Raw genomic sequence first — 21,499 nt, forward strand, 5'->3', positions numbered from 1 at the left:
GTTCCTCGCTTGATCTGGGCTGAGGGCCGGCATGACAGCGCCCCGCTCCTCGGAAGGAAACGGGGCGGATTCAGGCGGACCTTACTTGCAGCGCACGTCCGTGCCGAAGTACTGGGTGCTGAGCTTGGTGTACGTGCCATTGCTCATGGACTTGGCCAGCGCAGCATTCAGTTCCTTGAGCAGGCTGGCGTTCCCCTTGTTGACGGCCATGGCGATCCGCTCCTTGAACAGCAGGTCACCCTGCACGACCTTGCCCTTCTGCGCTTTCACGAGGTCGATGCCTGTGAACTTGTCGCCCACCCAGGCGTCCACGCGGCCCGCCATCAGGGCAGCCTGCGCGTCGGTGTCCTTGGGGAAGGTCTTGACGTCCTTGATGCCGGGCACCTTGCGGGCGTTCTCCAGGTAGGTGGTCCCGACCTGCACGGCCACAGTCTTGCCCTTCAGGGCGGCGGCGTTCATGGGACCGCCGGGCTTCGTGACGATCGCGCCGCCCGTGCAGTAGTGGGGGTTGGTGAAGTCCACGGCCTTGAGGCGCTCGGCGGTGATGCCGTGGCTGGCGATCACGAAATCGTACCGGTCCTGCTTCAGGCCGATCAGGAGGTTGTCGAAGGGTTGCGTGACCCACTGAACCTTTAGACCCAGCTGTTTGGCAAGCGCGTTGGCGAGGTCCACCTCGAAGCCGGTCAGGACGTTGCCCTTCATGATGTTGAAGGGCGGGAAGGCGCCCTCGGTGGCGATCTTGATGGTGCCGGACTTCTTGATGTCAGTCCACGTGCGGGCCTGGGCGGTCGCGAGCAGGCTCAGGGCGGCGAGCGTCAGAACAACTTTTTTCATGTGGTCTCCTCGGGTGAATGGCATCAGACGCGTGGTGGACGGCAGGGGGAGGCGGCTGATCCTGTGGTTGATGGCGCATTCTACCGCATGCGGCGTGCGGCCCTGGGCGTCACAGGACAGGCCGCGCAGCCCGGGTGGGTGCGCGGCCTGTCTGGCGTTGGTTCAGTAGGCGCTGACGGGCGCGGCGTACTCGTAGCCGAGGCCGGGGGTGTCGGCCTGGCCGCGGGTGCCGGATGGGGTGCCGCGGTCCACGGCGGCCTCGCTGCTGGGATCAAAGGCGTGCAGGCGGGTCTGGTCGACGAGCAGGTCCACGCTGTCGCCGGGCAGGACGTTGGCCTGACCTTCAACCTTCGCGGTGATGTGCTGCCCGGCCACGTCGATGATCAGGTCCGTCTGGGCGCCCAGCGGCTCCACCACGACCACCTGGCCGCGCAGGATGTTCGAGCCGCGGGGAATGTCGGTCATGCCGACCATGCCCAGGTGCTCGGGACGGATGCCCATCAGGACGTCCTTGCCCTCGTAGGCTTTGAGGCTCTGGCCGAGGCGGCCCATGGTGGCCACGCGGTTCTCACCGATGACGAACTCGCCGTTCTGGATGCGGCCGGTCAGGAAGTTCATGCTGGGGCTGCCGATGAAGCCTGCCACGAACTTGTTCTGCGGAAAGTCGTACAGGTTCATGGGCGTGTCCACCTGCATGATCACGCCGTCCCGCATGACCACGATGCGGTTGCCGAGCGTCATGGCCTCCACCTGATCGTGCGTCACGTATACAATCGTGGCGCCCAGGCGGCGGTGCAACTGGCTGATCTGCGAGCGCATCTCGACGCGCAGCTTGGCGTCCAGGTTTGAGAGCGGCTCGTCCATCAGGAACACTTTCGGCTCGCGCACGATGGCGCGGCCCATCGCCACGCGCTGACGCTGACCGCCGGACAGTTCCTTGGGTTTGCGGCCCAGCAGGTGCTCAATCTGGAGGATCTTCGCGGCTTCACGCACGCGCTTGTCGATCTCTTCTTTGGGGGTCTTGCGGAGCTTCAGGCCGAACGCCATGTTCTCGTACACGTTCATGTGCGGGTACAGCGCGTAGTTCTGGAAGACCATCGCAATGTCGCGGTCCTTGGGCGGCACGTCGTTCACGACGCGGTCACCGATCTTCAGAATGCCGTCGCTGATGTCCTCAAGGCCCGCGATCATGCGCAGGGTCGTGGACTTCCCGCAGCCGGACGGCCCGACGAACACCATGAACTCGCGGTCCTGGATGTGCAGGTTGAAGTCCTTCACCGCGTGGTGTTTCGTGCCGTAGCGCTTGTTGATGTGCTCCAGAATCACTTCTGCCATGACGTGCCTGCCTTTATCGCCCCTGCTCTTACCCGTGAATGGGCCCGCACCGGGACACGGTGGGGGCGAGTCGGGTAACCGGGGTACGTGAATGAATCCCAGGTGTCCGTTCATGCCGCGCTGACACGCGCAGCATATCACGCCGCGCCAAACGGACGGCGGCCCGCCCAGACAACAAAAGCCCCCCAGGCCAGGGGGGGGCCACAGCGGGTCAGTTCAGAAGGTGATGCCGCTGCGGGTCACCATCAGCTTCAGTTCGTGCGGGCTGGTCGCGGCCGCCATCGCCTCGTCCATGGTGATCAGGGTGTTGCGGTACAGCTGCACGAGGTGCTGATCGAACGTGTGCATGCCGCGGATGTTGTCCTCGATCAGGGCGTCCTTGATCAGCGGCGTCTTGTTCTCATCCTTGATGTACTCCTGGATCAGCGGCGTGTTTAGGAGGATTTCCAGGGCCAGCACGCGTCCGATTCCGTCGGCTCGCCGCAGCAGCCGCTGACTGACAATCCCGATCAAGGATTCGGCCAGTTGCAGGCGGATCTGCTCCCGCTCGAACGGCGGGAAGAAATCAATGATGCGGTTCACGCTGCGCACGGCGTCCTGGGTGTGCAGCGTGCTGACCACCAGGTGGCCCGTCTGCGCGGCGCTCAGGGCCGCTTCCACCGTTTCCTTATCGCGCATCTCGCCGATCATGATGACGTCCGGGTCCTGCCGCATCGCGTACTTCAGGGCGGTGCGGAAGTCGCGGGTGTCACTGCCCACCTCGCGCTGCACCACGATGCTTTTCTTGTTCCGGTGCAGGATCTCGATTGGGTCCTCAATCGTGATCATGTTGTACGCGTACGCGCGGTTCATGTGATCGATCAGGCTGGCCAGCGTGGTGCTCTTCCCGGACCCGGTGGGCCCCGTGACGAGGATCAGGCCGCGCGGGTGGTCCGCCAGGCCGCGCATGACGTCCGCTGGAAGGCCCAGCGACTCAAACCCCGGAATGGTGTCGGACACGATGCGCATGACCATCCCGACCGCGCCCCGCTGCCGGAACACGTTGCAGCGGAAGCGGCCCAGCCCGGACACGCTGTACGCCAGATCCAGCTCGTTGCGGTACGTGAAGTCGTCCCACTGGTCAGCGTTCATCAGGGACTGCGCGAGCAGCATCGTGTCCGGCGGCATGAGGGGCTGCGTGCCGAACGGCACGAGCTGACCGTCGATGCGGCCCATGGGGGGGCTGCCCGCCTGGAGGTGCACGTCGCTGGCCCGGCGCCCGACCATCTCGCGCAGCAACTCGTCGAGCGTCATCCGGCCGTCCCGGCCGCAGTGGAATCCAGGGGCATGTTGTCGATCAACCGCACGCCGAACAGGCGGGCCGCCACCAAGACGCGATTCATGGGGTCATTGTCCACCATTTCGCGCTCCTGCATATCCCCCCCGACGACCGTCAGGTACTCCAGCGTCAGCGCCTCCTCGCGCGACAGCACAGCCCGCCCGGCCGCTTCGAGGACCTCCCGCTGCCGCTCACCGGACCGGTAGGCGGCCTGCACGGCCCGCAGCGCAGAGGAGAGGACGGCCGCGCGCGCCTGCTGCCCGGCATCCAGGTAAGTGTTGCGGCTGCTGAGTGCCAGCCCGGAGTCGGCGCGCACTGTGGGCACCCCGCGCACCTCGACGGGCACGTTCAGGTCCCGGACCATGCGGCGGATCACCGCCAGCTGCTGCCAGTCCTTCTCGCCGAACAGCGCCACGTCCGGCCGGACGAGGTTCAGCAGTTTCAGGACAATCGTGGCCACGCCTGTGAAGTGCCCGGGGCGCGCTGCGCCGTCCAGACTGTCACTGACGCCGCTCACGCTGACCCGCGTGCTGAACCCGTCCGGGTACATGGTGGCCACGTCCGGGTGGAACAGGACGTCCGCGCCCGCCTCACCCGCCACGCCTAGGTCACGCTCCAGGTCACGCGGGTAGCGGCTCAGGTCCTCATTCACACCGAACTGCAGGGGGTTCACGAACACGCTCACGACCACCAGGCCGTCCGGGACAGCGGCGCGCGCCGCGCGGATCAGCGTGGCGTGACCCTCATGCAGGTACCCCATGGTGGGCACGAACGCCACCCGCCGTCCCGCCAGCCGCGCGCGCAGCCCGTCCGGGGTGGTCTCGACTCGCGGCGGCGCCGTCACGGTCACTTCCGGTCCTCCAGACCCAGGGCGCCCGTGACGGCGTCCAGCACCCAGGAGATCACCGCAAGCACCACAGCCCCGATGACGGCCGCCCCGAAGCCCGACACGTTCAGGGCCGTGACCGCTGCCACCAGCCACAGCACCACGCCGTTCACCACCAGCGTGAACAGGCCCAGCGTCAGCACGTTCACAGGCAGGGACAGCAGCAGCAGCACCGGCCGGACCAGCGCGTTCACGATCCCCATCACCAGCGCCGCCACGACCACGCTCAGCAGGTCCGCGCCCGGCGCGAAACTCACGCCGCCGTACACGCGGGTCAGGAGGTACAGGGCCAGTGCGTTGACCAGCAGCCGAAGAACGAAACCCATACCCGCAGGATACGGGATGCCTGCGCGCCCCACTGCGCGTCGGCGCGCACTTCAGGGCCCCGGCGGCGGCTACTTGCCCTGAACGGCCACGTTGATCGTGGGGTGCTTCTTCTCGAACTTCACGGTTAGCACGCCGCCATTCAGGCTGGCCTCACCGGTATTCGGAATCACCGGTTCCGGAAAGGTGAACGTGCGGCGGAACGTGCCACTGGGCCTCTCATGGCGCAGCAGCCGCCGGGTCTCCGGACGCTGCCCCGCCACCGTGACCAGCTCGCCCTCCTCCAGCAGTTCCAGCGAGTCGGGGTGCACGCCCGGCACGTCCAGGTGCAGTTCCAGGTGGGTGTCCCCGTCGCACCAGTCGGCGGCGGGCGTCCAGGGGCCCAGGCCCGCCAGGGTCTCGACCTCCTCGCGCAGGGTCATGAGGTGTTGCAGCCTTGCCAGCACCGGCTCGTTCATGCGGCCCAGGCTAACATCCACGCCCGGGCCGACACTGTGCCCTGACCGGCCCGGCATGGACGCAGCGGCCCGCAGGACTGCAGGAAGCGGGCCGCTATCATCGGGCGCGTGCCGCTGGACCTGCCCCGCCCCATCCCCATCCTGACTGCCCCCACCGCCGCCGGAAAGTCGGCCCTGGCCCTGCGCACCGCTGAGGCGACGGGCGCGGAGATCATCAGCGCGGACGCTTTTACCGTCTACCGTGGCCTGGACATCGGCACGGCAAAACCCGGCCCGGACGACCTCGCCCGCGTCCCCCACCACCTGATCAACGTGGCGGACGTGACCGAACCCTTCGACGTGGCCCGCTTCGTGACGCTCGCCGAAACGGCCATCGCCGACGTGCTCGCCCGTGGCCGTGCCCCTCTGATCGTGGGCGGCACCGGCTTCTACCTCCAGGCCCTCATGCGCGGGCTGCCGCTGACCCCCCCCAGCGACCCGAGCACGCGCGCGCAGGTGGAAGCGGAACTGCACGAACGTGGCCTGGACGACCTGCTGGCCGAGATCGCCGCCACCGACCCGCACGAGGCGGCCCGCATGGAACGCAACCCCCGCCGCGTCGTGCGGGCCGTGGAGGTCCACCGCCGCACCGGCCGCTACCCAGGCTCCTTCGGGCGCAGCACGCCCGCGTACACCTTCGCCCCGACGGCGTTCACGCTGCCCGCACCGGCACACGAGGCGCGCGTACAGACCCGCATCCTCGAGATGTTCCAGCGGGGCTGGGCCGACGAGGCCGCCTGGCTGGCCACCCAGGTGGAGCCGGAGAGGGACCCACGCCCGACCGTGTGGCAGGCCCTGGGCTACCGCGAAGTGCTGGCCGCCGCGCGCGGCAGGCTGGACATGGCGGACGCCGCGGCGCAGATCACCGTGGCCACCCGCCAGTATGCCAAACGGCAGCTGACCTTCATCCGCACCCAGCTCCACGCCCCACTGTTAAGCCCGGATGAAGCTGCGGCGGCCCTGCTGGACGCACTGAACCGCTAGCGTGACGCCTCCGCTGATCCGGGCAGTCCGCTGTGCAGCCCGGCCCCATCAACCGCGCGGGGCGGGTCCGGTATTGTGAACAACAGCTCACGCAGCCGCAGTTGTGATCCACCGGTTCACTGGAGGGAGTAGACATGAAACCACGCGTTCTGGGCATGATCCTCGCAGGCGGACAGGGCAGCCGACTGGCCCCCCTCACGCAAAAGCGCAGCAAACCGGCCGTGCCGTTCGGCAGCAAATACCGCATCATTGACTTCGCCATCAACAACTTCATCAACAGCGGCGTCTTCTCCATCTACGTCCTCACGCAGTACAAAGCGCAGAGCCTCACCGAACACATCCAGCGAGGCTGGCGCTTCGGCACGTTCCTCAGCGACTACTTCATCACGCTCGTGCCCGCCCAGATGTACCGCATCGAGGAACTCGGGCCCGTGTGGTACCGCGGCACCGCCGACGCCGTGTACCAGAACATGCACCTCATCGACAACTACGAAGCCGATTACGTCGCCATCTTCAGCGGCGACCACATCTACAAGATGAACGTCGAGCACATGCTGCAAAAACACATCGAGACCCGCGCGGACGTCACCATCGCCGCGTACCCCATGCCGCAGGCGCAGGCCCACCAGTTCGGTGTGATGCACGTCGACCAGAACTGGCGCGTCACGGACTTCCTCGAAAAACCCAAGAACCCACCCAGCATCCCCGGACAGGACGGCACCAGCCTCACCAGCATGGGCAACTACATCTTCTCCCGCCGCGCGCTGGAAGAACTACTGGAAACCAACATGGGCGGCGGCGAGATCGGCTTCGACTTCGGCGGCGACGTCATCCCCCGCGCCCTGAGCGACGGGTACAACGTCCAGGCGTACGACTTCCACCGCAACCCCATCCCCGGCCAGACCGGCCCGAACACCTACTGGCGGGACGTGGGCACCCTCGACGCGTACTTCGACGCCAGCATGGACCTCGTGAGCGTCAACCCGTCCTTCGACATCTACAACCCGCAGTGGCCCCTGCGGACCAGCAGCGAATTCTCCCCACCCGCCAAGTTCGTGCACGAAAGCGAAGGCCGCAAAGGACAGGCGTTCAACTCAATTATGGCCGGGGGCGCCATCATCAGCGGCGGTACCGTCCGCGACAGCCTCCTCGGGCGCGGCGTGCGCACCCACTCGTACTCCCTCGTGGAAAACTGCGTGCTGTTCGACGACGTCGAGGTGGGCCGCCACGCGCACATCCGCAACTGCATCGTGGACAAGAACGTCATCATCCCCCCCGGCACCAAAATTGGCCTGGACGCCGAAGAGGACCGCGCCCGCGGCTTCACCGTCACGGACAACGGCGTCGTCGTGGTCCCCAAAAGCTACACCTTCTGATCCCGGAACGGACCGCCCCGCACCCCCGGACCTGCTGTTATGGGTCTGGCGATGCGGGGCGGTTCACACCAGCTGAGAGAACCATCGGTGTCCGCTTACCCATGCGAGCCTTGACTGTACTGAAACGCAGCGGAACTCAGCGTGCAGACGGTCTGACTTTCTGGCCTGTTGCTTGAGTTTCCTCTGGACGCGGTGAATGGCCGATTCGCCGGGCAGAGGGCCTGGATGCCGGTCCATCGGACAGCGCACTCGCGGTCATCTTTGCAACCGAATTGAGCTATTCACGACTCTGGGCTGACACGCGTTGGAGGCAGCCCGCAGCGGCCAGCCGGGTCAGTTGGCTGGATGGATTCCGGGCGCGAATGACCCGCCTCTGCTCCACGGCTGGCGTGTCAGTACAGGCGCTCTGATCTTTCCAGGCGTGTCAGCCGTTACACTTGGGCCGTTTATGGAGTTACTCCGCTCACTTGCCGCCCAGCTGGGCATTGCCGACCTGACGGGCCGGGGCTTCCTCAGTGTCATAGTCACGTTCATCAGTGCCGGGGTGTTCACCTGGTTTTTCATTCCTCGCCTGCGGGACTTTGCCATTCAGGTCGGCTGGGCCGATCAGCCCAACGAACGCCGCCTGAACAAGGAGCCCCTCCCGAACGCGGGTGGTCTGGCCATCTATGGCGGGTTTATCGTCAGCATCATCCTGGCATGGGCGCTGCGGCCCATCGCGGTGGACATCGTGAACATTCAGGTGCTGGCGATCCTGCTGGGCGCCTCCATGCTCGTGCTGGTGGGGTTCATTGACGACCAGTACGGCCTGTCGCCCGTCACGCGCCTGCTCGTGCAGACGCTGGCGGCGGTGCTGCTGCTGGTGAATGACCTGCGCATCGATTTCAATGCCATTCCGTTCCTGCCAGTCCTGCCGGACGCCCTGAACCAGGCACTGAGCACCGTGCTGACCATCTTGTGGGTGGTGGGCCTGACGAACGCCGTGAACCTGCTGGACGGTGTGGACGGCGTGGTGGGTGGCGTGGCGTTCGTGGCGAGCTTCGTGCTGCTGGCCACCGCCGCGCAGTTCCCGGACCGCGCCGCCGCCGTCGTCCTGCTGGCTGGACTGTCCGGGGCGGCGCTGGGCTACCTGCGGCATAACTTCAACCCGAGTCGCATCATCATGGGGGACGCGGGCAGCACGCTGTTCGGCTACACGCTGGCCGCCGTGAGCCTGCTGGGCACCCTGAAGTTCAGCGCGGGCGCCAGCCTGATCGTGCCGCTGATCGTCCTGGCCCTGCCCCTCGTGGACACCACGCAGGTCGTAATCGGTCGCCTGGCGCGCGGGATTCGCAACCCGCTGCGGCACCCGGACAAGACCCACATTCACCACCGGGTGCTGGCCCGCACCAGCAGCGCGCGGCGGACCGCCGTGATCCTGTGGCTGGTGGCGCTCGCCTGCGGGGCGGTCGGCATGAGCCTGCAGGGCCTGCGGGCGCAGGCGATTGCCGGGACGATCGTGTCTGCGATGCTGTGCCTGCTGTTTGTAGCGTACCGACGCGTGCGAGCCCGCAACATGGAACTGGCCCAGACCGGGCAGGGAGACGACGAGTGAAGAACATCATCCTGGCCTTCGGGACCCGACCTGAGGCCACCAAGATGGCGCCGGTGTACCGCGCCGTGCAGGCGACGCCCGGCCTGACGGCCCAGATTCTCTCGACCGGGCAGCAGCGGCAGATGCTGGACGGGGCGCTGAACGTCTTCGGCCTGACCCCGGACCTGGACCTGAATGTCATGACGGACCGGCAGACCCTCGCGGACCTGACCGCGCGGATCGTGCCGCAGGCCGGGCGCACGCTGCGCGACATGGGGGCCGACATGGTCCTCGTGCATGGGGACACCAGCACCAGCTTCTGCGTGGCGCTCAGCGCCTTCTATGAGGGGATTCCGGTGGGGCACGTCGAGGCGGGGCTGCGCAGCGGCAGCCTGCGTGAGCCCTTCCCGGAGGAAGCGAACCGCCGCCTGACGGGCGTGCTGAGCACCCTGGATTTTGCCCCTACGGCCGGAAGCAAGACCAACCTGCTCCGCGAGGGCAAGGCGCCGGACGGGATCGTGGTCACTGGGCAGACGGCCGTGGACGCCGTGCGTGAGGTGGCCGGGCGCGTCCCACTGCGCCCCGCGTGGCAGGCGCGCCTGGACGCGGGGCAGCCCCTCGTGACCGTCACCATGCACCGCCGGGAGAATCAGCCCATGATGCGCGAGATGGCGCTCGCCCTGGCCCGCGTGGCGCAGGCTCACCCGGACCATCATTTCATCTATCCCGTGCACCTCTCGCCCGCCGTGCAGGAGGCCGTACGTCCCGCACTGGGGAGCGTCCCGAACTTCGAGCTGACCGACCCGCTGGAGTACAGCGACATGGCGCCCCTGATGGCCGCGTCGCGTCTGCTGGCCACCGACAGCGGCGGCCTCCAGGAAGAGGGAGCGGCGCTGGGTGTTCCAGTCGCGGTGTTGCGCAACGTCACTGAGCGCCCGGAGGGCGTCGAGGCGGGCGTTCTGAAACTCGCCGGGAACGACCCCGCCCAGCTGGAAGTGATGCTGCGAGACCTGCTGAGTGACGGGGCGACCCTGGCCGCCATGCGTGCCGCCCGCAACCCCTACGGGGACGGGCGCGCGTCGCAGCGGATCGCGCAGGCCATCGCGTGGCATTTCGGTCTGGCAGACCGGCCCGCCGACTGGAACTGAACGTCAGAGAAGCGCCGCCGGTCCTTCGGGACACCGGCGGCGCTTCTCTGGGTTCCGGCTTTACTTGCTGGCGGGCGCCACCGTGACGCGGTCCGGGAAGCTCTCACTGGTCAGCTTGGCGACCTGAGCGTCCAGGTACTTCTGCGCCGCCTCACTGGACAGCTTCGCGCGGATCAGCGGCGCCGCCTCGGCCAGGGGCAGCAGGCCAGCGTCGGTGCGCTTGGTGACCAGCACGAGGTGCCAGCCAAACTGAGACTGCACGGTCTGCACCTGATTCACCGGGCCTTTGAAGCTGGCCGCGTCGAAGGTCTCAACCATCTCGCCCGGGCCGAAGCAGCCCAGGTCGCCGCCCTGCGCGGCGCTGCCCGGATCCTGGCTCTTGGCCTTGGCGACGGCCGCGAAGTCCGCGCCGCCCGCCAGGTCCTTGGCGATGGCCTGCGCTTCGGCCTGCGTGGGGACCAGGATGTGCTTCACGCACGCCTCGGGGTCCTGCTGGAACTCGGCCTTGTGCAGGTTGTAGAACCCGCCAACCAGCGCGTCGCCGAACGTGAAGCGGCCCTGCACCTTCTCCAGGTAGGCGTTGACCACCGCGCGGCGTTCAAGTTCCGCGCGCAGCTCGTCCGCGCTGCTGTACCCGGTGGCCTTCAGGGCCTCCAGGAACGCCGCGTCACTCTCGAAGTCCGCGCGGGCTTCTTCCATCTGCTTGTCCACCACGGCCGCGTCCAGTTTCACGCTGGCGCGCGCAAGCTGCTCGACCGCGCGGTCACGGACGAACTGCTTGAGGAAGTCCGCGCGGGCCTCGGCGAACTCCGTGATGTACTCATCGCTGTACGGCAGACCCTGACCGTTCAGGACGCGCGCCACGGCCAGCCGGAACGCCCGGTCGTAGTCCGCCATGGTGTACGTCTGCGTGCCCACGCGGGCCACGACCGCCGCCGGGTCCTGGGTGGGCGCGGCCGCCGGGGTGGTCGTGGGGGCAGGGGTTGTGGTCGCCGGGGCCGGTGTGGCCGGGGCAGTCGTGTCGGTCTGCGCCAGGGCGGCCCCAGACAGCAGCAGGGCGGTCAACAGGAATTGTTTCACGCTGTCACTCTAGCGTCCTGGCGCCAGCAGACCGTGACGGGCGCGTGAATGGGCGCGCCCGGCTGCTACAATCCCCCGCGTGCGCCTGAACCTCGTGGAAACCACCGACCCGCGCGTCTATGACGACGCCGTGCGGAACCTGCCCATCACCAGTGCCCTGCAGGGCTGGGGGTACGGCGAGGCGAGGCGGCAGCTGGGCCAGTCGCCCGCCCGGTACCTCATCCAGCAGGAGGGCCGCACGGTCGGGGCCCTGCAACTGCTGCGCAAACGGCTCGTGCCGGGCTTCAGTACGCTGTACGCCCCGCGCGGCCCCGCCCTGGAGTCCCTGGACCTGCTGCCCGGCGTGGCGGACGCCGTGAAACGCGTCGCGCGGCCCACGGACGCCCTGCTGAAGATCGAGCCGCCTGTGCCGTTCCTCGCCACGGACACGGTCACGCTGCCCGACAGCTACGGCCCGTTCCGCCGCGCGGACACCGAGCAGCCCGAGCACACGATCATCGCGGACCTGACCCGGAGCGAGGATGAACTGTTCGCGGGTCTGCACTCCATGGCGCGCCGAAACGTCCGCACCGCGCAGAAGCTGGGCGTGGTGGCCGGACGGGACGACGACTTCGACGCGTTCTGGGAGATCTTCACCGCCACGAACGAACGTGCCCAGCTGGGCGCCTTTCCCCGCGCGTACTACGAGACCATGCTGCGCGAGGGCAACGCGCACGGCGGCGAGGCGTACATCGTCCTGTCCCGCTACCAGGGCCGCGCGCTGGCCGGGGGCTTCTTCCTGGCGATGGGCAAGGGCACGTACTACCTGTTCGGCGGCAGCGTCCGTGACGACCGCGTGACCGAGGACGGCAGCCCCCTTAAGGACGCCAAGGCCCCGGACGCCTTCTACTGGAACGCCATGCTGGACGCCCGGCAGCGCGGCTACGAACTGTTCGACTTCTGGGGCATTCCGCGCGTGCTGGACGAGAGTAAACATTCGTACGGCGTGTTCAAGATGAAACTGAAGTTCAGTGAGCAGCGCGTCTGGTACCCCGCGTACGACCTGAACCTGAATCCGGCCGCGCCGGCCATCGTGAAGGCGCTGCGCTGGCGCAAGACGCAGAACAACCTCCGCAAGCGGGGCAGCGCCGAAGACGTGCTGTAAGAGCAAGTCACTCAGGCCAGCCCCTGGCTGAGCTCAGTCCCAGTCCCAGTCGCGCCAGTCACTGGCTTTCGCGGCGCCCGGCCTGACCGGCGCGGCGTCTGGCGCGTCCGGTGAGGGATACCAGGGGTACGCGGCGTGCAGAGCTCGGTCTAGCTGGGCGCGCAGCAAGCCTGCCAGCGTTACCTCCTCCCACGCGGTGAGTCTGGGAATCTCACGCCGCAGCACGTCCAGCCGGGCGTCCAGGGCCCCCTGGTACGGTTCGCGCGCCTTGCGGACCGCGCCTCGGCGCAGCGGCTCGGGGTGAATGACGGGCACGTACTCGCCCGCCGCGCGTTCCAGAAGCTCCTGCCGCGCCTGGGCGCGCGCCGCGCGGGTCTGCTCGGCACGCTCACGGGCGTCCGCCGCGCGCGCCTGCGCCGCCAGGAACGTGTCGTCCCGCTCGACGTCCAGCACGCGCGCCTCCTCGTACAGTTTCACCGGGGGCAGGCGGCGGCGGCCCATCCGCAGGCCGTTCGGCCGGGTGCGGTCATGCTCGCCCAGGAACCGGCGAATCAGTGCGGGCGTCCACCCGCGGTCTTTGAGGTCCTGAGTGGCTAAGAACCCGGGCGGATTGATCGGCGTCTCCCGCTCGCGCGGCACCTCAGGTCCTCCGGTCCAGGTCGGTCCAGTCGCGCCTGAGCAGGTCCAGACGCACCGCGTCGAAGCGCTGGCCGCGGATCAGGCGCGCCTCACGCACCCGGCCCGCCTCGCGGAAACCCAGGTGCCGCGCAGCGCGGATCATGCGGTCGTTTCCGCCCCAGGTGCTGAAGGTCAGCACGTGCGCGTCCGTCTCGTCCAGCGTCGCCTGCACCCACAGCGCCAGTGCCCGTGAGCCCAGCCCGCGCCCCCAGTGCGCCGGGTCGTAGATCAGGATGCCCAGGTCCCACCAGCCGCCCCCCGCCGGGTCCTCCTCGGCGCGGTTCACCATGCCCGCGACCACGCCGCCCACGTCGATCACGCGTTCATGCGGGCTGGGCGGGCGGCCCGGCAGGGACTCGGCGTACCGCTGCAGGTTCACGGTGGTGTCCCAGGCGGGCAGGTAGGGCGCGTCCCACGCGCGCCACTCGGCGTCCGGGTCGGTCAGCCAGCGCGTCAGGATGGGCAGGTCGCGCGGGCGGCGGCCCCGCAGGGTCACGGCAGCAGGGGAGAGGTCAGGCGCGGAGTCCGGCACGCGCGCATGCTGGCACACCCGGGGCGCTCCACACTGCGCGGAACCCCGCACTGCGCCGCCCACCCCCGGCGGCCGCCCAGGTCAGGCGCCACGCAGCAGCCGCAGCAGCGGGGGCAGCAGCGTGCCCGCCGCGACCAGCAGCGCCCCGGCCGAGGCGACCAGAACGGCTGCCGCCGCCGCGTCCTTGGCCAGTTTCGCCAGGGGGTGCCGCTCCGGGCTGACGAGATCCACGGTCGCCTCCAGCGCCGTGTTCACGAGTTCCAGGCTGAGCACGAGCGCGCAGGCCAGCGCGACCGGGGCCAGCGGCGCGCCCAGCAATAGGGTCACCGCGACTGCCAGCAGCGCCGCCCAGCACTCAATACGGAAGTTCGCCTGGGTGCGGTACGCCTGCCGCACGCCCGCCCAGGCGAAGCCCGCCGAGCGCCACCAGCGCCGCGCATTCCAGGCGGACCCGTCGCTGCGCACGTCCGGCCTCAGGCGCCTTCGGGCAGCGCCGCCCGCGCCGCGTCCCACGCGCCGTGGAACACGGCCCACTCCGGGCCGGTCGCGCCCTCCTCGAAGCCCAGGCCCTCCGCATGCGGGTGGTCGTGTCCCACGAGGTGCGTGAGGCCGTGACTGGCCAGCAGCGCCACCTCGCGCGTCAGGCTGTGCCCGCGCGCCTGCGCCTGCCGCTCGGCGGTGTCCAGGCTGATCACAATGTCCCCCAGGTGAGGCGGGATGAACGGATCGCCGGGTTCCCAGGTGGGGAAACTCAGCACGTCCGTCACGGCGTCCTCACCCCAGTGCTCGCGTTTCAGGGCGCGGATGGTGCGGTCCCCGACCAGCACGACCGTCACCTCGCGCTCCGTCACCCCGAAGTGCGCCATCACGGCCTCCAGACTCCCGCGCAGGGCGGGACGCAGACCGGCGGGCGGCGTCTTGCGGACAATCAGATCAATCACTTCACAGAGGATAGTGGATGGCTGAGGGCCAGCGCGGAAAGGCCCGGCGCGCAGGGCGGCCGGGCCTCACTCAGCGCACTGTTTAGGGGCGGTGTTCGCCGTCGCCCTCGCCCTCGGGAATGCTGGCGAACTCGCCACGCCGCGCGGCGCGCTTGTCTTGCTCGGCATTCTCGGCGCTCTCGTAGGCCTTGATGATGCGGCCCACCAGAGGGTGACGCACCACATCAGCGTCCGTGAACTCGTGCCAGGCGATCCCGTCAATGTTGCCCAGCACGCGCTTGGCCACCGCGAGGCCGCTCGTGACGTGACGCGGCAGGTCAATCTGCGTGACGTCCCCTGTCACGACGACCTTGCTGGAAAAGCCCATGCGCGTCAGGAACATCTTCATCTGCTCGCCCGTGGTGTTCTGCGCCTCGTCCAGGATGATGAACGCGTCGTTCAACGTGCGGCCGCGCATGAAGGCCAGCGGGGCGATCTCAATCACGCCGCTCGTCAGGTACGACTCGAACTTCTCCTGATCCAGCATGTCCTGCAGCGCGTCGTACAGCGGGCGCAGGTACGGGTCGATCTTCGCCTGCAGGTCACCCGGCAGGAAGCCCAGCCGCTCCCCGGCCTCCACGGCGGGACGGGTCAGGATGATCCGCTTGACCTTCTTCACCTTCAGCGCCTGCACGGCCATGGCGACCGCCATGTACGTCTTACCGGTCCCGGCGGGCCCGATGCCGAAGGTGATGTCACTCTTGTCGATGCTGTCCAGGTACTGCTTCTGCCCGGGCGTCTTGGGCTTCAGGCCGCGCGGGAGGCTCAGGCCGTTCACCTGCGTCTCCTGGGCCAGGCTGCGGCCCTCGCCGCTCAGCCGCGCCGAGCGCAGCAGGCTGTCGGGCGTCAATTCGCCGCCGCTACGGACCACGTCCAGCGCGTCGCGCACCATGCGCTCAGCCGACGCGACCTGCTCCTCATCACCGGTGATCGTGATGGTCTCGCCGCGCGCCACGAGTTTCGCCTTGGTCAGTTCACGCATGCGGCGCAGGTTCGCGTCTCCCGCCCCGAGCAGCGCGTAGGCCTCGCGCTGGTTGTCCAGGGTCACGGTCGCGCTGAACGCGCCGGAAGTGGGCAGGGTGCCGCTGTCCTGTTGAGGCTGTGTCAAATCGTCTCCAGTGCGCGCCAGGCGCAGGCCTCACCCCGCAGGCGGGGAAGGGGAAGAGGGGCGGAGGGTCGCTGGGAGGCCCGCATTCTCGCGCGCACCGGCCGGGGCGGGCGTGCTCCCAGGCACATTGTGCGCCGCGGCGTGCAGCGCCGCATCCCCCATTTCCCTTATGGACGCCGCTGTCCCCTGAGGGGCAGTCCTGGACACCCGCCTTCACCGCCCGTTGACCTGCCCGGTGCGGGCGCGGGCCTGCCTTAGACTGTGCGGGTGACCGTGCCGGACCCTGACCAAGCGCTGCGAGCCTACCTGTACGCAGACCCGGCCGCGCACTCCCTCTCACCCCACATGCACGCGGCCGCGTTCGCCCATGCCGGACTCAACGGGACCTACGAGGCACGCCGCGTCCTGCCCGCCGACCTGCCGCAGGCGGTGCAGGCCCTCCGCTCGGCCGGGACCCTGGGCGCCAACCTCAGCCTGCCGCACAAGGAAACCGTCCTGCCGCTGCTGGATGACCTGAGCAGCGCGGCGCGCTTGATCGGCGCCGTGAACACCATCGTTCACCGCGGCGGGCAGCTCAGCGGGGACAACACGGACGCCCCGGGCCTGCTGGCCGCGCTGCGCGACGCGGGCCTGGACGATGCCGGGCGCGGCAGCGTCGTGATTCTCGGGGCGGGCGGAGCGGCCCGCGCCGCCGCCTTCGTCGCCCTGAGTGACCTGGCGCGGCCCACCTGGGTCGTGAACCGCACCCTGGGCCGCGCGCAGGCCCTCGCGGCTGACTTCAGCGGACTGGGGAACGTGCAGGCGGCCCCGGCGATCGATGTTCCCTGGGAGGCGGCGCAGGTCGTCATCAACGCCAGCAGCGCCGGCCTGAACGACCCCGACCAGACCCCGCTGGACGCCACGTTCCTGGCGCGGCTCCCCGCCGGGGCGCTGATCTACGACATGGTGTACAAGCCGGCCGAGACCCGCCTGATCCGCGAAGCGCACGCCCGCGGCCTGCGCGCCCACAACGGCCTGGGCATGCTGGCCCACCAGGCGCGCCTGGCCTTCCAGGCCTGGACGGGCACCGACGTTCCCGTGCAGGTCTTCCTGGACGCACTGCGCGCCGCCGGAGCGCCCCGGTGAGACTGCTGTCCGCCGCGCGTGGGCGACAGGTGCCGATCTTGGTCCTGCTGCTGGTCGTGGTGCTGACGCTGGTCATGGCCTTCGTGGTGCATTCCTTCGCGCGCGCTCAGCAGCGCATCCGCTTCGAGCGGGAGGCCGGCGCGTACACCCAGCTGCTGCGCGACCGCGTGCTCGTGTACGAACGGCTGCTGGAGGCCACGCGCGCCAGCTGGCAGACCTTCGCGTCCAGCGCCAGCGAGCCCGCCTTCGACCAGTACGTGCGCGGCCTGAATATCGCCGAGCGGTACCCGGGCGTGCGGGCGGTCGGTTTTGCCCAGATCGTCCCGGCCGGTCAGGCCGCGCAGCTGGAAGCTGAACTGCAACGAACGGTCGGCCCGGACGTGCAGCTCACGGCGGACGGCCCGGTGCAGGATGAGCGGGTCATCTCCGTGCGGATTGCCCCGGCAACCACCTCCAACCTGGACGCCATTGGCTATGACCTGAACAGCGAGGTGAAGCGGCGCGCCACCCTGCAACGCGCGCAGGCCAGCGGCCGCGCCGTGGCCACGCCCCTGCTGCACCTCGTGCAGCGCGAGGCGCAGGGTCAGCCGACCTCCGGCTTCCTGGTCGTCCTGCCCGTGCAGGGCCGCGGCGGCATCCAGGGCTTCATGTACGTCGCCGTCAGCTCCGCCGACCTGCTGCGCGGCCTGAACGGTGGCGGACCGACCGGCGCGCTGAACGCCCGGGTCAGCCTGGCCGGCCAGCCCCTGAACACCCCCGCAGAGGACGGCGACGAGCCGGAGTTCGTGACGAGCACCGGCTTTGACCTGGTCGGGCAGACCTGGACCATCCAGTTTCAGGCGGACGGCGCGTTCGGCCGCGACCTGGCCGCCACCCTGCCCTACCTGATCGCGCTGCTGGGCCTGCTGCTGGCGGGCTTCGCCTTCCAGATCGTGAAGGCCCAGGTGGACGCCCGCAGCCGCGCCGAACTGATGAACGTGTCCCTGCTGCGCGCCCGCACCCTTCAGGACGCCGCCCGCGCCGAGTTCGAGGCGATCTTCCAGTCCATGCAGGACGGCGCGGTCTTCACGGACGCCGAGGGCCGCATCCGGCTCGTGAATCACGCGCTCGGCGAGTGGCTGGGCCGCAGCGACCTGGCCGGCAGTCCGCTTGGCGTGATTCACGGGGACCGCCGCCTGGACGGCCGCAGCCGCTTCGCGCCGCTGTCCACCAGTTACCTCCGCGCGGACGGCAGCGTCTTCTCCGGCGAGGCGCAGCGCAGCGAGGTGCGCGCCCCGGACGGCTCCCTGCTGGGCCTGCTCGAGGTCGTGCGGGACATCCGCGAGCGGGTGGAGGCTGAGCAGGCCCTCCAGGCCGAGGAGCGGCGGTCCCGCGCCGTGCTCGATACCCTGCCCAGCATCGTGCAGCTGACCGGCCGCACCGGCGAGATGCAGTACCAGAACCGCGCCCACCAGGTGCTGCTGGGCCGTGCGGAACTGACCGAGCACCTGCTGCCGGAGGAACGCGGCGCGTACCGGCAGTGGCGTGAGCAGGTGGCCGCCAGCGGCCGCGACGCCAGCAGCGAGTGGCAGCTGGCCACCACCCACGGCGACCGCTGGTTCCAGGTGCGCGTGAACCCGATCCTGGACCCCGGCCGCGCCGACGGGGAGGCCGTGAGTGCCTGGGTGACGACCGCCACCGACATTCACGACCGGCTGCTGGCCGAGCGGCTCGCGCAGCGCAACGAGGAACGCTACCGGACCGTCCTGGAGGGCATGCCGCAGATCGTGTGGCTGACCGACCCGCGCGGCGCGCCCGCCTACTTCAACCGCCAGTGGACCGAGTTCGTGGGTGAGGCGCGCGCCTCTCAGCCGCTGAGCAGCCTGATCCACCCGGACGACCGAGCGGATTACCTGCGCCGCTGGCAGGCCGCGCTGAGTTCCCGCCGCGCCTTCGAGGCCGAGCACCGCCTGCTGCGCGCCGACGGGCAGTTCCGGGCGTTCGTCACGCGTGGCCTGCCGGTTCTTGACCGCGAAGGGCAGGTCCTAGAGTGGGTGGGGACCAGCACCGACGTGGATGATCAGGTGTACGCCGAGCAGACCGCGCGCCTCCTGGCCGACGTGTCCGAGCAGCTCTCCGGGCGTAGCGACGACCCGGGGACGCTGCGGCACGACCGGTATCGCGCGGCCCTGGCCCGCCTGGACGGCCGCTTCGTGGACAGCGGCGCGCTCTGGACCGTGAACCCCACGCAGTTGGTCGCGGTGTCCTCGCCGTCCGCCACGTGGCACGCCGCCGCGTTCCAGGTGGTGGCCGGTGGGGCCATCGAGCAGGTCACGTCCTCGGAGGATCCGGTCTTCATTGACGCGGATCCCGCCCTGCACCGGGTGAATGCGACGGGCGCGCTGTTCTACCCGCTCACCAGCCGGGACGGCGCCATGATCGGCGTGCTGGGTCTGCTGTACCGGCAGGCGCTGACCGCCCGTGACCAGGACCTCGCGCAGGAACTCGCGCAGCGGTTCGCCTCGGCCCTCACCAACGACCGCCTTCAGGAGCGCGTCCAGGCGGCCCAGGCGGACCTGCAGGCCCTGAACCTGTCGCTGGAGGAGCGCGTACAGCAGCGCACCCGTGAACTGGAGGCCGCCAACCGCGAATTGGAGGCCTTCAGTTACTCGGTCAGCCACGACCTGCGCACGCCGCTGCGGCACATCGTGGGTTTCGGGGACCTGCTCGCCAAGGAGACCGGCACGGACCTCAGTCCCAAGGGTGTGCGGTACCTGAATGTCATCAAGGACTCGGCGAGCCGCATGAGTCAGCTCATTGACGACCTGCTGTCGTTCTCGCGCATGGGTCGGCAGGAACTGCGGCAGGTGCCGGTGGACCTGCGCCGCGTGATCGAGGGCAGCTGGCGCAGCCTGGAACACGACCGCGCCGGGCGCCGCATCGAGCTGGTCCTGCCAGACGAACTGCCCACCGTGCAGGGGGACGAGGCGCTCCTGACCCTGGTGTTCACGAACCTCCTGAGCAACGCCATCAAGTACTCGCGCGGCACGGACAGCGCCCGGGTGGAGATCACCGCCCGGACCAGCAAACATGAAGTGACGGTGAACGTCTCGGACAACGGCCTGGGCTTCGACCCCCGCTACACGGATAAACTGTTCGGCGTGTTCCAAAGACTGCACCGCGCCGACGAATTTGAAGGCATCGGCATCGGCCTGGCCAACGTCCGCCGCATCGTGACCCGCCACGGCGGGAGCGTCACCGCCGAGGGCCGCCCCGGCGAGGGCGCGACGTTCAGCGTCACCCTGCCCCTCCAGGGCCCGGGATGACCGACGCCCTGCCCGCCAGCGGCGACCCCCTGCGCCTCCTGCACCTCGAGGACAGCGAACTCGACCACGAACTGGTCACCATGCACGTCGAGGAGGAGCTGCCGTGGCCCGTCAGCATCACGCGTGTGGAGGACGAGGCGGGCTTCCTGGCCGCCCTGACGGACTTCCGGCCGCACCTGATCCTGAGTGACTTCGCGCTGCCCAGCTACGACGGCCTCAGCGCCTATCGCGCCGCGCATCAGCGTCTGCCCACCGTGCCCTTCATCATCGTGACCGGCGCGATGGGCGAGGAAACCGCCGTGGACACTCTCCGCGAGGGCGTCACCGACTACATCCTCAAGCAGCGCCTCGAACGCCTGCCGTCCAGCATCCGCCGCGCGATGAACGAGGTGGACGCCCGCATCCAGCGCGACCGCGCCGAACGCGAGGTCCGCGAGCTGAACGACCGCCTCAAGGCCCGCCTGGAGGAAGTCGAGCGGCTGCGGAACACCGCCGAGCGGCAGAGCCAGCGTCTGGAGGTGCAGGCCAAGCAGCTTGAAGAGGCCCTGAACCTCCAGAAGACCTTCCTGGCCGAGACCAGCCACGAACTGCGCACGCCCCTGACCGCGCTGCACGGCTACCTGCGCCGCGCTGAACGCGAGGTGGGCGGCAGTCAGACCCTGCAGGACGCGCAGCGCGTCGCGGAGAACATGACGCGTCTCGTGAACGACCTGCTGCAACTGTCCCGGGGTGAACTCGTGCAGAGCATCGAGATGCACTTCACGAACCTGGGCAACCTGCTGCGCCAGGTGGGCCGCGATTACGGCGTGCAGGCCCCGGATGGCAACTACGAGATCGTCGGCGATCCCGGGCGGCTCACGCAGGTGTTTGTGAACCTCGTGACGAACGCCATCCGCGTGACCGGCGGTCCGCACATGGTTCACCTGGAGATGGAACCCAGGGCCGGGGAGATCGAGGTGCGCGTCGTGGACCGCGGGCCCGGCGTGCCCGACGCGGTCAAACCCCGCATTTTCGACAAGTTCTACCGCGGCAAGGAGGCCGGCTCGGCCGGACTGGGCCTGACCATCGCGCAGCAGGTCGTGACGGCGCACGGCGGCACCATCGACGTTGTGGACACCCCGGGTGGCGGCGCCACCTTCCGCGTCCGGCTCCCCGAACTGGAAGAGGAGGGCGGCGAGGACGTGGACCTGACCGACGAGCTGGACCAGGAACCAGCCGAGCTGCCCGGACAGGACCACGCCGCCGCGCAGCCCGACGCGCTAGCGTGAGCGT

At 69.2% G+C, this 21,499-nt stretch carries 20 protein-coding genes; 8 read left to right on the forward strand and 12 right to left on the reverse strand.

Annotated features, from left to right (window positions below):
- Positions 1-81: 81 nt before the first annotated feature.
- From IEY63_RS01135 to IEY63_RS01160, 6 genes are all read right to left on the reverse strand, one after another.
- The gene (locus tag IEY63_RS01135) at positions 82-834 is read right to left on the reverse strand and encodes an ABC transporter substrate-binding protein (protein WP_189067134.1); all 753 of its coding nucleotides are present in this window, start codon (positions 832-834) and stop codon (positions 82-84) included.
- Between the two features lie 162 nt (positions 835-996).
- Positions 997-2,169, reverse strand: coding sequence for an ABC transporter ATP-binding protein (locus tag IEY63_RS01140; protein ID WP_189067135.1), 1,173 nt, complete (start codon positions 2,167-2,169; stop codon positions 997-999).
- 216 nt (positions 2,170-2,385) lie between these two features.
- Complete coding sequence (locus IEY63_RS01145) at positions 2,386-3,462, reverse strand: type IV pilus twitching motility protein PilT (protein WP_189067136.1); 1,077 nt, start codon at positions 3,460-3,462, stop codon at positions 2,386-2,388.
- A complete protein-coding gene (gene panC / locus IEY63_RS01150) occupies positions 3,459-4,331 on the reverse strand; it encodes a pantoate--beta-alanine ligase (protein ID WP_373290869.1) in 873 nt (290 codons plus the stop codon). Before panC ends, IEY63_RS01145 begins: the two co-directional genes overlap by 4 nt.
- A 2-nt stretch (positions 4,332-4,333) precedes the next feature.
- On the reverse strand, positions 4,334-4,699 hold the full coding sequence (locus IEY63_RS01155) for a phage holin family protein (protein WP_189067138.1): 366 nt from the start codon (positions 4,697-4,699) through the stop codon (positions 4,334-4,336).
- Positions 4,700-4,768: 69 nt separating this feature from the next.
- Positions 4,769-5,155, reverse strand: coding sequence for an Hsp20/alpha crystallin family protein (locus IEY63_RS01160; protein ID WP_189067139.1), 387 nt, complete (start codon positions 5,153-5,155; stop codon positions 4,769-4,771).
- Positions 5,156-5,263: 108 nt separating this feature from the next.
- On the opposite strand from IEY63_RS01160, the gene miaA reads away from it, so the two are divergent.
- The 4 genes from miaA to wecB all read left to right on the forward strand — a co-directional run bounded on the left by miaA (position 5,264) and on the right by wecB (position 10,275).
- The gene (gene miaA, locus IEY63_RS01165) at positions 5,264-6,178 is read left to right on the forward strand and encodes a tRNA (adenosine(37)-N6)-dimethylallyltransferase MiaA (protein ID WP_373290870.1); all 915 of its coding nucleotides are present in this window, start codon (positions 5,264-5,266) and stop codon (positions 6,176-6,178) included.
- Positions 6,179-6,312: 134 nt separating this feature from the next.
- Complete coding sequence (gene glgC, locus IEY63_RS01170; RefSeq protein WP_189067140.1) at positions 6,313-7,554, forward strand: glucose-1-phosphate adenylyltransferase; 1,242 nt, start codon at positions 6,313-6,315, stop codon at positions 7,552-7,554.
- 448 nt (positions 7,555-8,002) lie between these two features.
- Positions 8,003-9,148, forward strand: coding sequence for an MraY family glycosyltransferase (locus IEY63_RS01175; protein ID WP_189067141.1), 1,146 nt, complete (start codon positions 8,003-8,005; stop codon positions 9,146-9,148).
- Positions 9,145-10,275, forward strand: coding sequence for a non-hydrolyzing UDP-N-acetylglucosamine 2-epimerase (gene wecB, locus IEY63_RS01180; RefSeq protein ID WP_189067142.1), 1,131 nt, complete (start codon positions 9,145-9,147; stop codon positions 10,273-10,275). Before IEY63_RS01175 ends, wecB begins: the two co-directional genes overlap by 4 nt.
- Positions 10,276-10,335: 60 nt before the next feature.
- Here wecB and IEY63_RS01185 read toward each other — a convergent pair whose 3' ends face one another.
- Positions 10,336-11,355: a peptidylprolyl isomerase gene (locus IEY63_RS01185; RefSeq protein WP_189067143.1), complete on the reverse strand. Its 1,020-nt coding sequence runs from the start codon at positions 11,353-11,355 to the stop codon at positions 10,336-10,338.
- 79 nt (positions 11,356-11,434) lie between these two features.
- On the opposite strand from IEY63_RS01185, the gene IEY63_RS01190 reads away from it, so the two are divergent.
- Positions 11,435-12,499 carry a lipid II:glycine glycyltransferase FemX gene (locus tag IEY63_RS01190; RefSeq protein WP_189067144.1) on the forward strand — a complete coding sequence of 355 codons (1,065 nt, stop codon included), beginning with the start codon at positions 11,435-11,437 and terminating at the stop codon, positions 12,497-12,499.
- 33 nt (positions 12,500-12,532) lie between these two features.
- Here IEY63_RS01190 and IEY63_RS01195 read toward each other — a convergent pair whose 3' ends face one another.
- The 5 genes from IEY63_RS01195 to IEY63_RS01215 all read right to left on the reverse strand — a co-directional run bounded on the left by IEY63_RS01195 (position 12,533) and on the right by IEY63_RS01215 (position 15,797).
- Entirely contained in the window at positions 12,533-13,138 is a 606-nt protein-coding gene (locus tag IEY63_RS01195; protein WP_189067145.1) for a hypothetical protein, read from the reverse strand.
- A gap of 1 nt (position 13,139) precedes the next feature.
- Complete coding sequence (locus IEY63_RS01200) at positions 13,140-13,709, reverse strand: GNAT family N-acetyltransferase (RefSeq protein WP_229784404.1); 570 nt, start codon at positions 13,707-13,709, stop codon at positions 13,140-13,142.
- Between the two features lie 81 nt (positions 13,710-13,790).
- The gene (locus tag IEY63_RS01205; RefSeq protein ID WP_189067146.1) at positions 13,791-14,174 is read right to left on the reverse strand and encodes a diacylglycerol kinase; all 384 of its coding nucleotides are present in this window, start codon (positions 14,172-14,174) and stop codon (positions 13,791-13,793) included.
- Positions 14,175-14,182: 8 nt separating this feature from the next.
- Positions 14,183-14,650, reverse strand: coding sequence for an rRNA maturation RNase YbeY (gene ybeY / locus IEY63_RS01210; protein WP_189067147.1), 468 nt, complete (start codon positions 14,648-14,650; stop codon positions 14,183-14,185).
- An 82-nt stretch (positions 14,651-14,732) separates the two neighbouring features.
- A complete protein-coding gene (locus IEY63_RS01215; RefSeq protein WP_189067148.1) occupies positions 14,733-15,797 on the reverse strand; it encodes a PhoH family protein in 1,065 nt (354 codons plus the stop codon).
- Between the two features lie 267 nt (positions 15,798-16,064).
- Here IEY63_RS01215 and aroE point away from each other — a divergent pair, with 267 nt between their 5' ends.
- From aroE to IEY63_RS01230, 3 genes are read left to right on the forward strand one after another with little or no spacing between them, the layout of a single operon-like run.
- Positions 16,065-16,922 carry a shikimate dehydrogenase gene (gene aroE / locus IEY63_RS01220; protein ID WP_229784405.1) on the forward strand — a complete coding sequence of 286 codons (858 nt, stop codon included), beginning with the start codon at positions 16,065-16,067 and terminating at the stop codon, positions 16,920-16,922.
- Positions 16,919-20,227 carry a PAS domain S-box protein gene (locus IEY63_RS01225; RefSeq protein ID WP_229784406.1) on the forward strand — a complete coding sequence of 1,103 codons (3,309 nt, stop codon included), beginning with the start codon at positions 16,919-16,921 and terminating at the stop codon, positions 20,225-20,227. Before aroE ends, IEY63_RS01225 begins: the two co-directional genes overlap by 4 nt.
- Positions 20,224-21,495: a hybrid sensor histidine kinase/response regulator gene (locus tag IEY63_RS01230; protein ID WP_189067149.1), complete on the forward strand. Its 1,272-nt coding sequence runs from the start codon at positions 20,224-20,226 to the stop codon at positions 21,493-21,495. The genes IEY63_RS01225 and IEY63_RS01230 overlap by 4 nt, the downstream gene beginning before the upstream one ends.
- The last annotated feature ends 4 nt before the right edge of the window (positions 21,496-21,499 follow it).

Origin of the sequence: Deinococcus radiotolerans (assembly GCF_014647435.1) — a bacterium.
GTDB lineage: Bacteria > Deinococcota > Deinococci > Deinococcales > Deinococcaceae > Deinococcus > Deinococcus radiotolerans.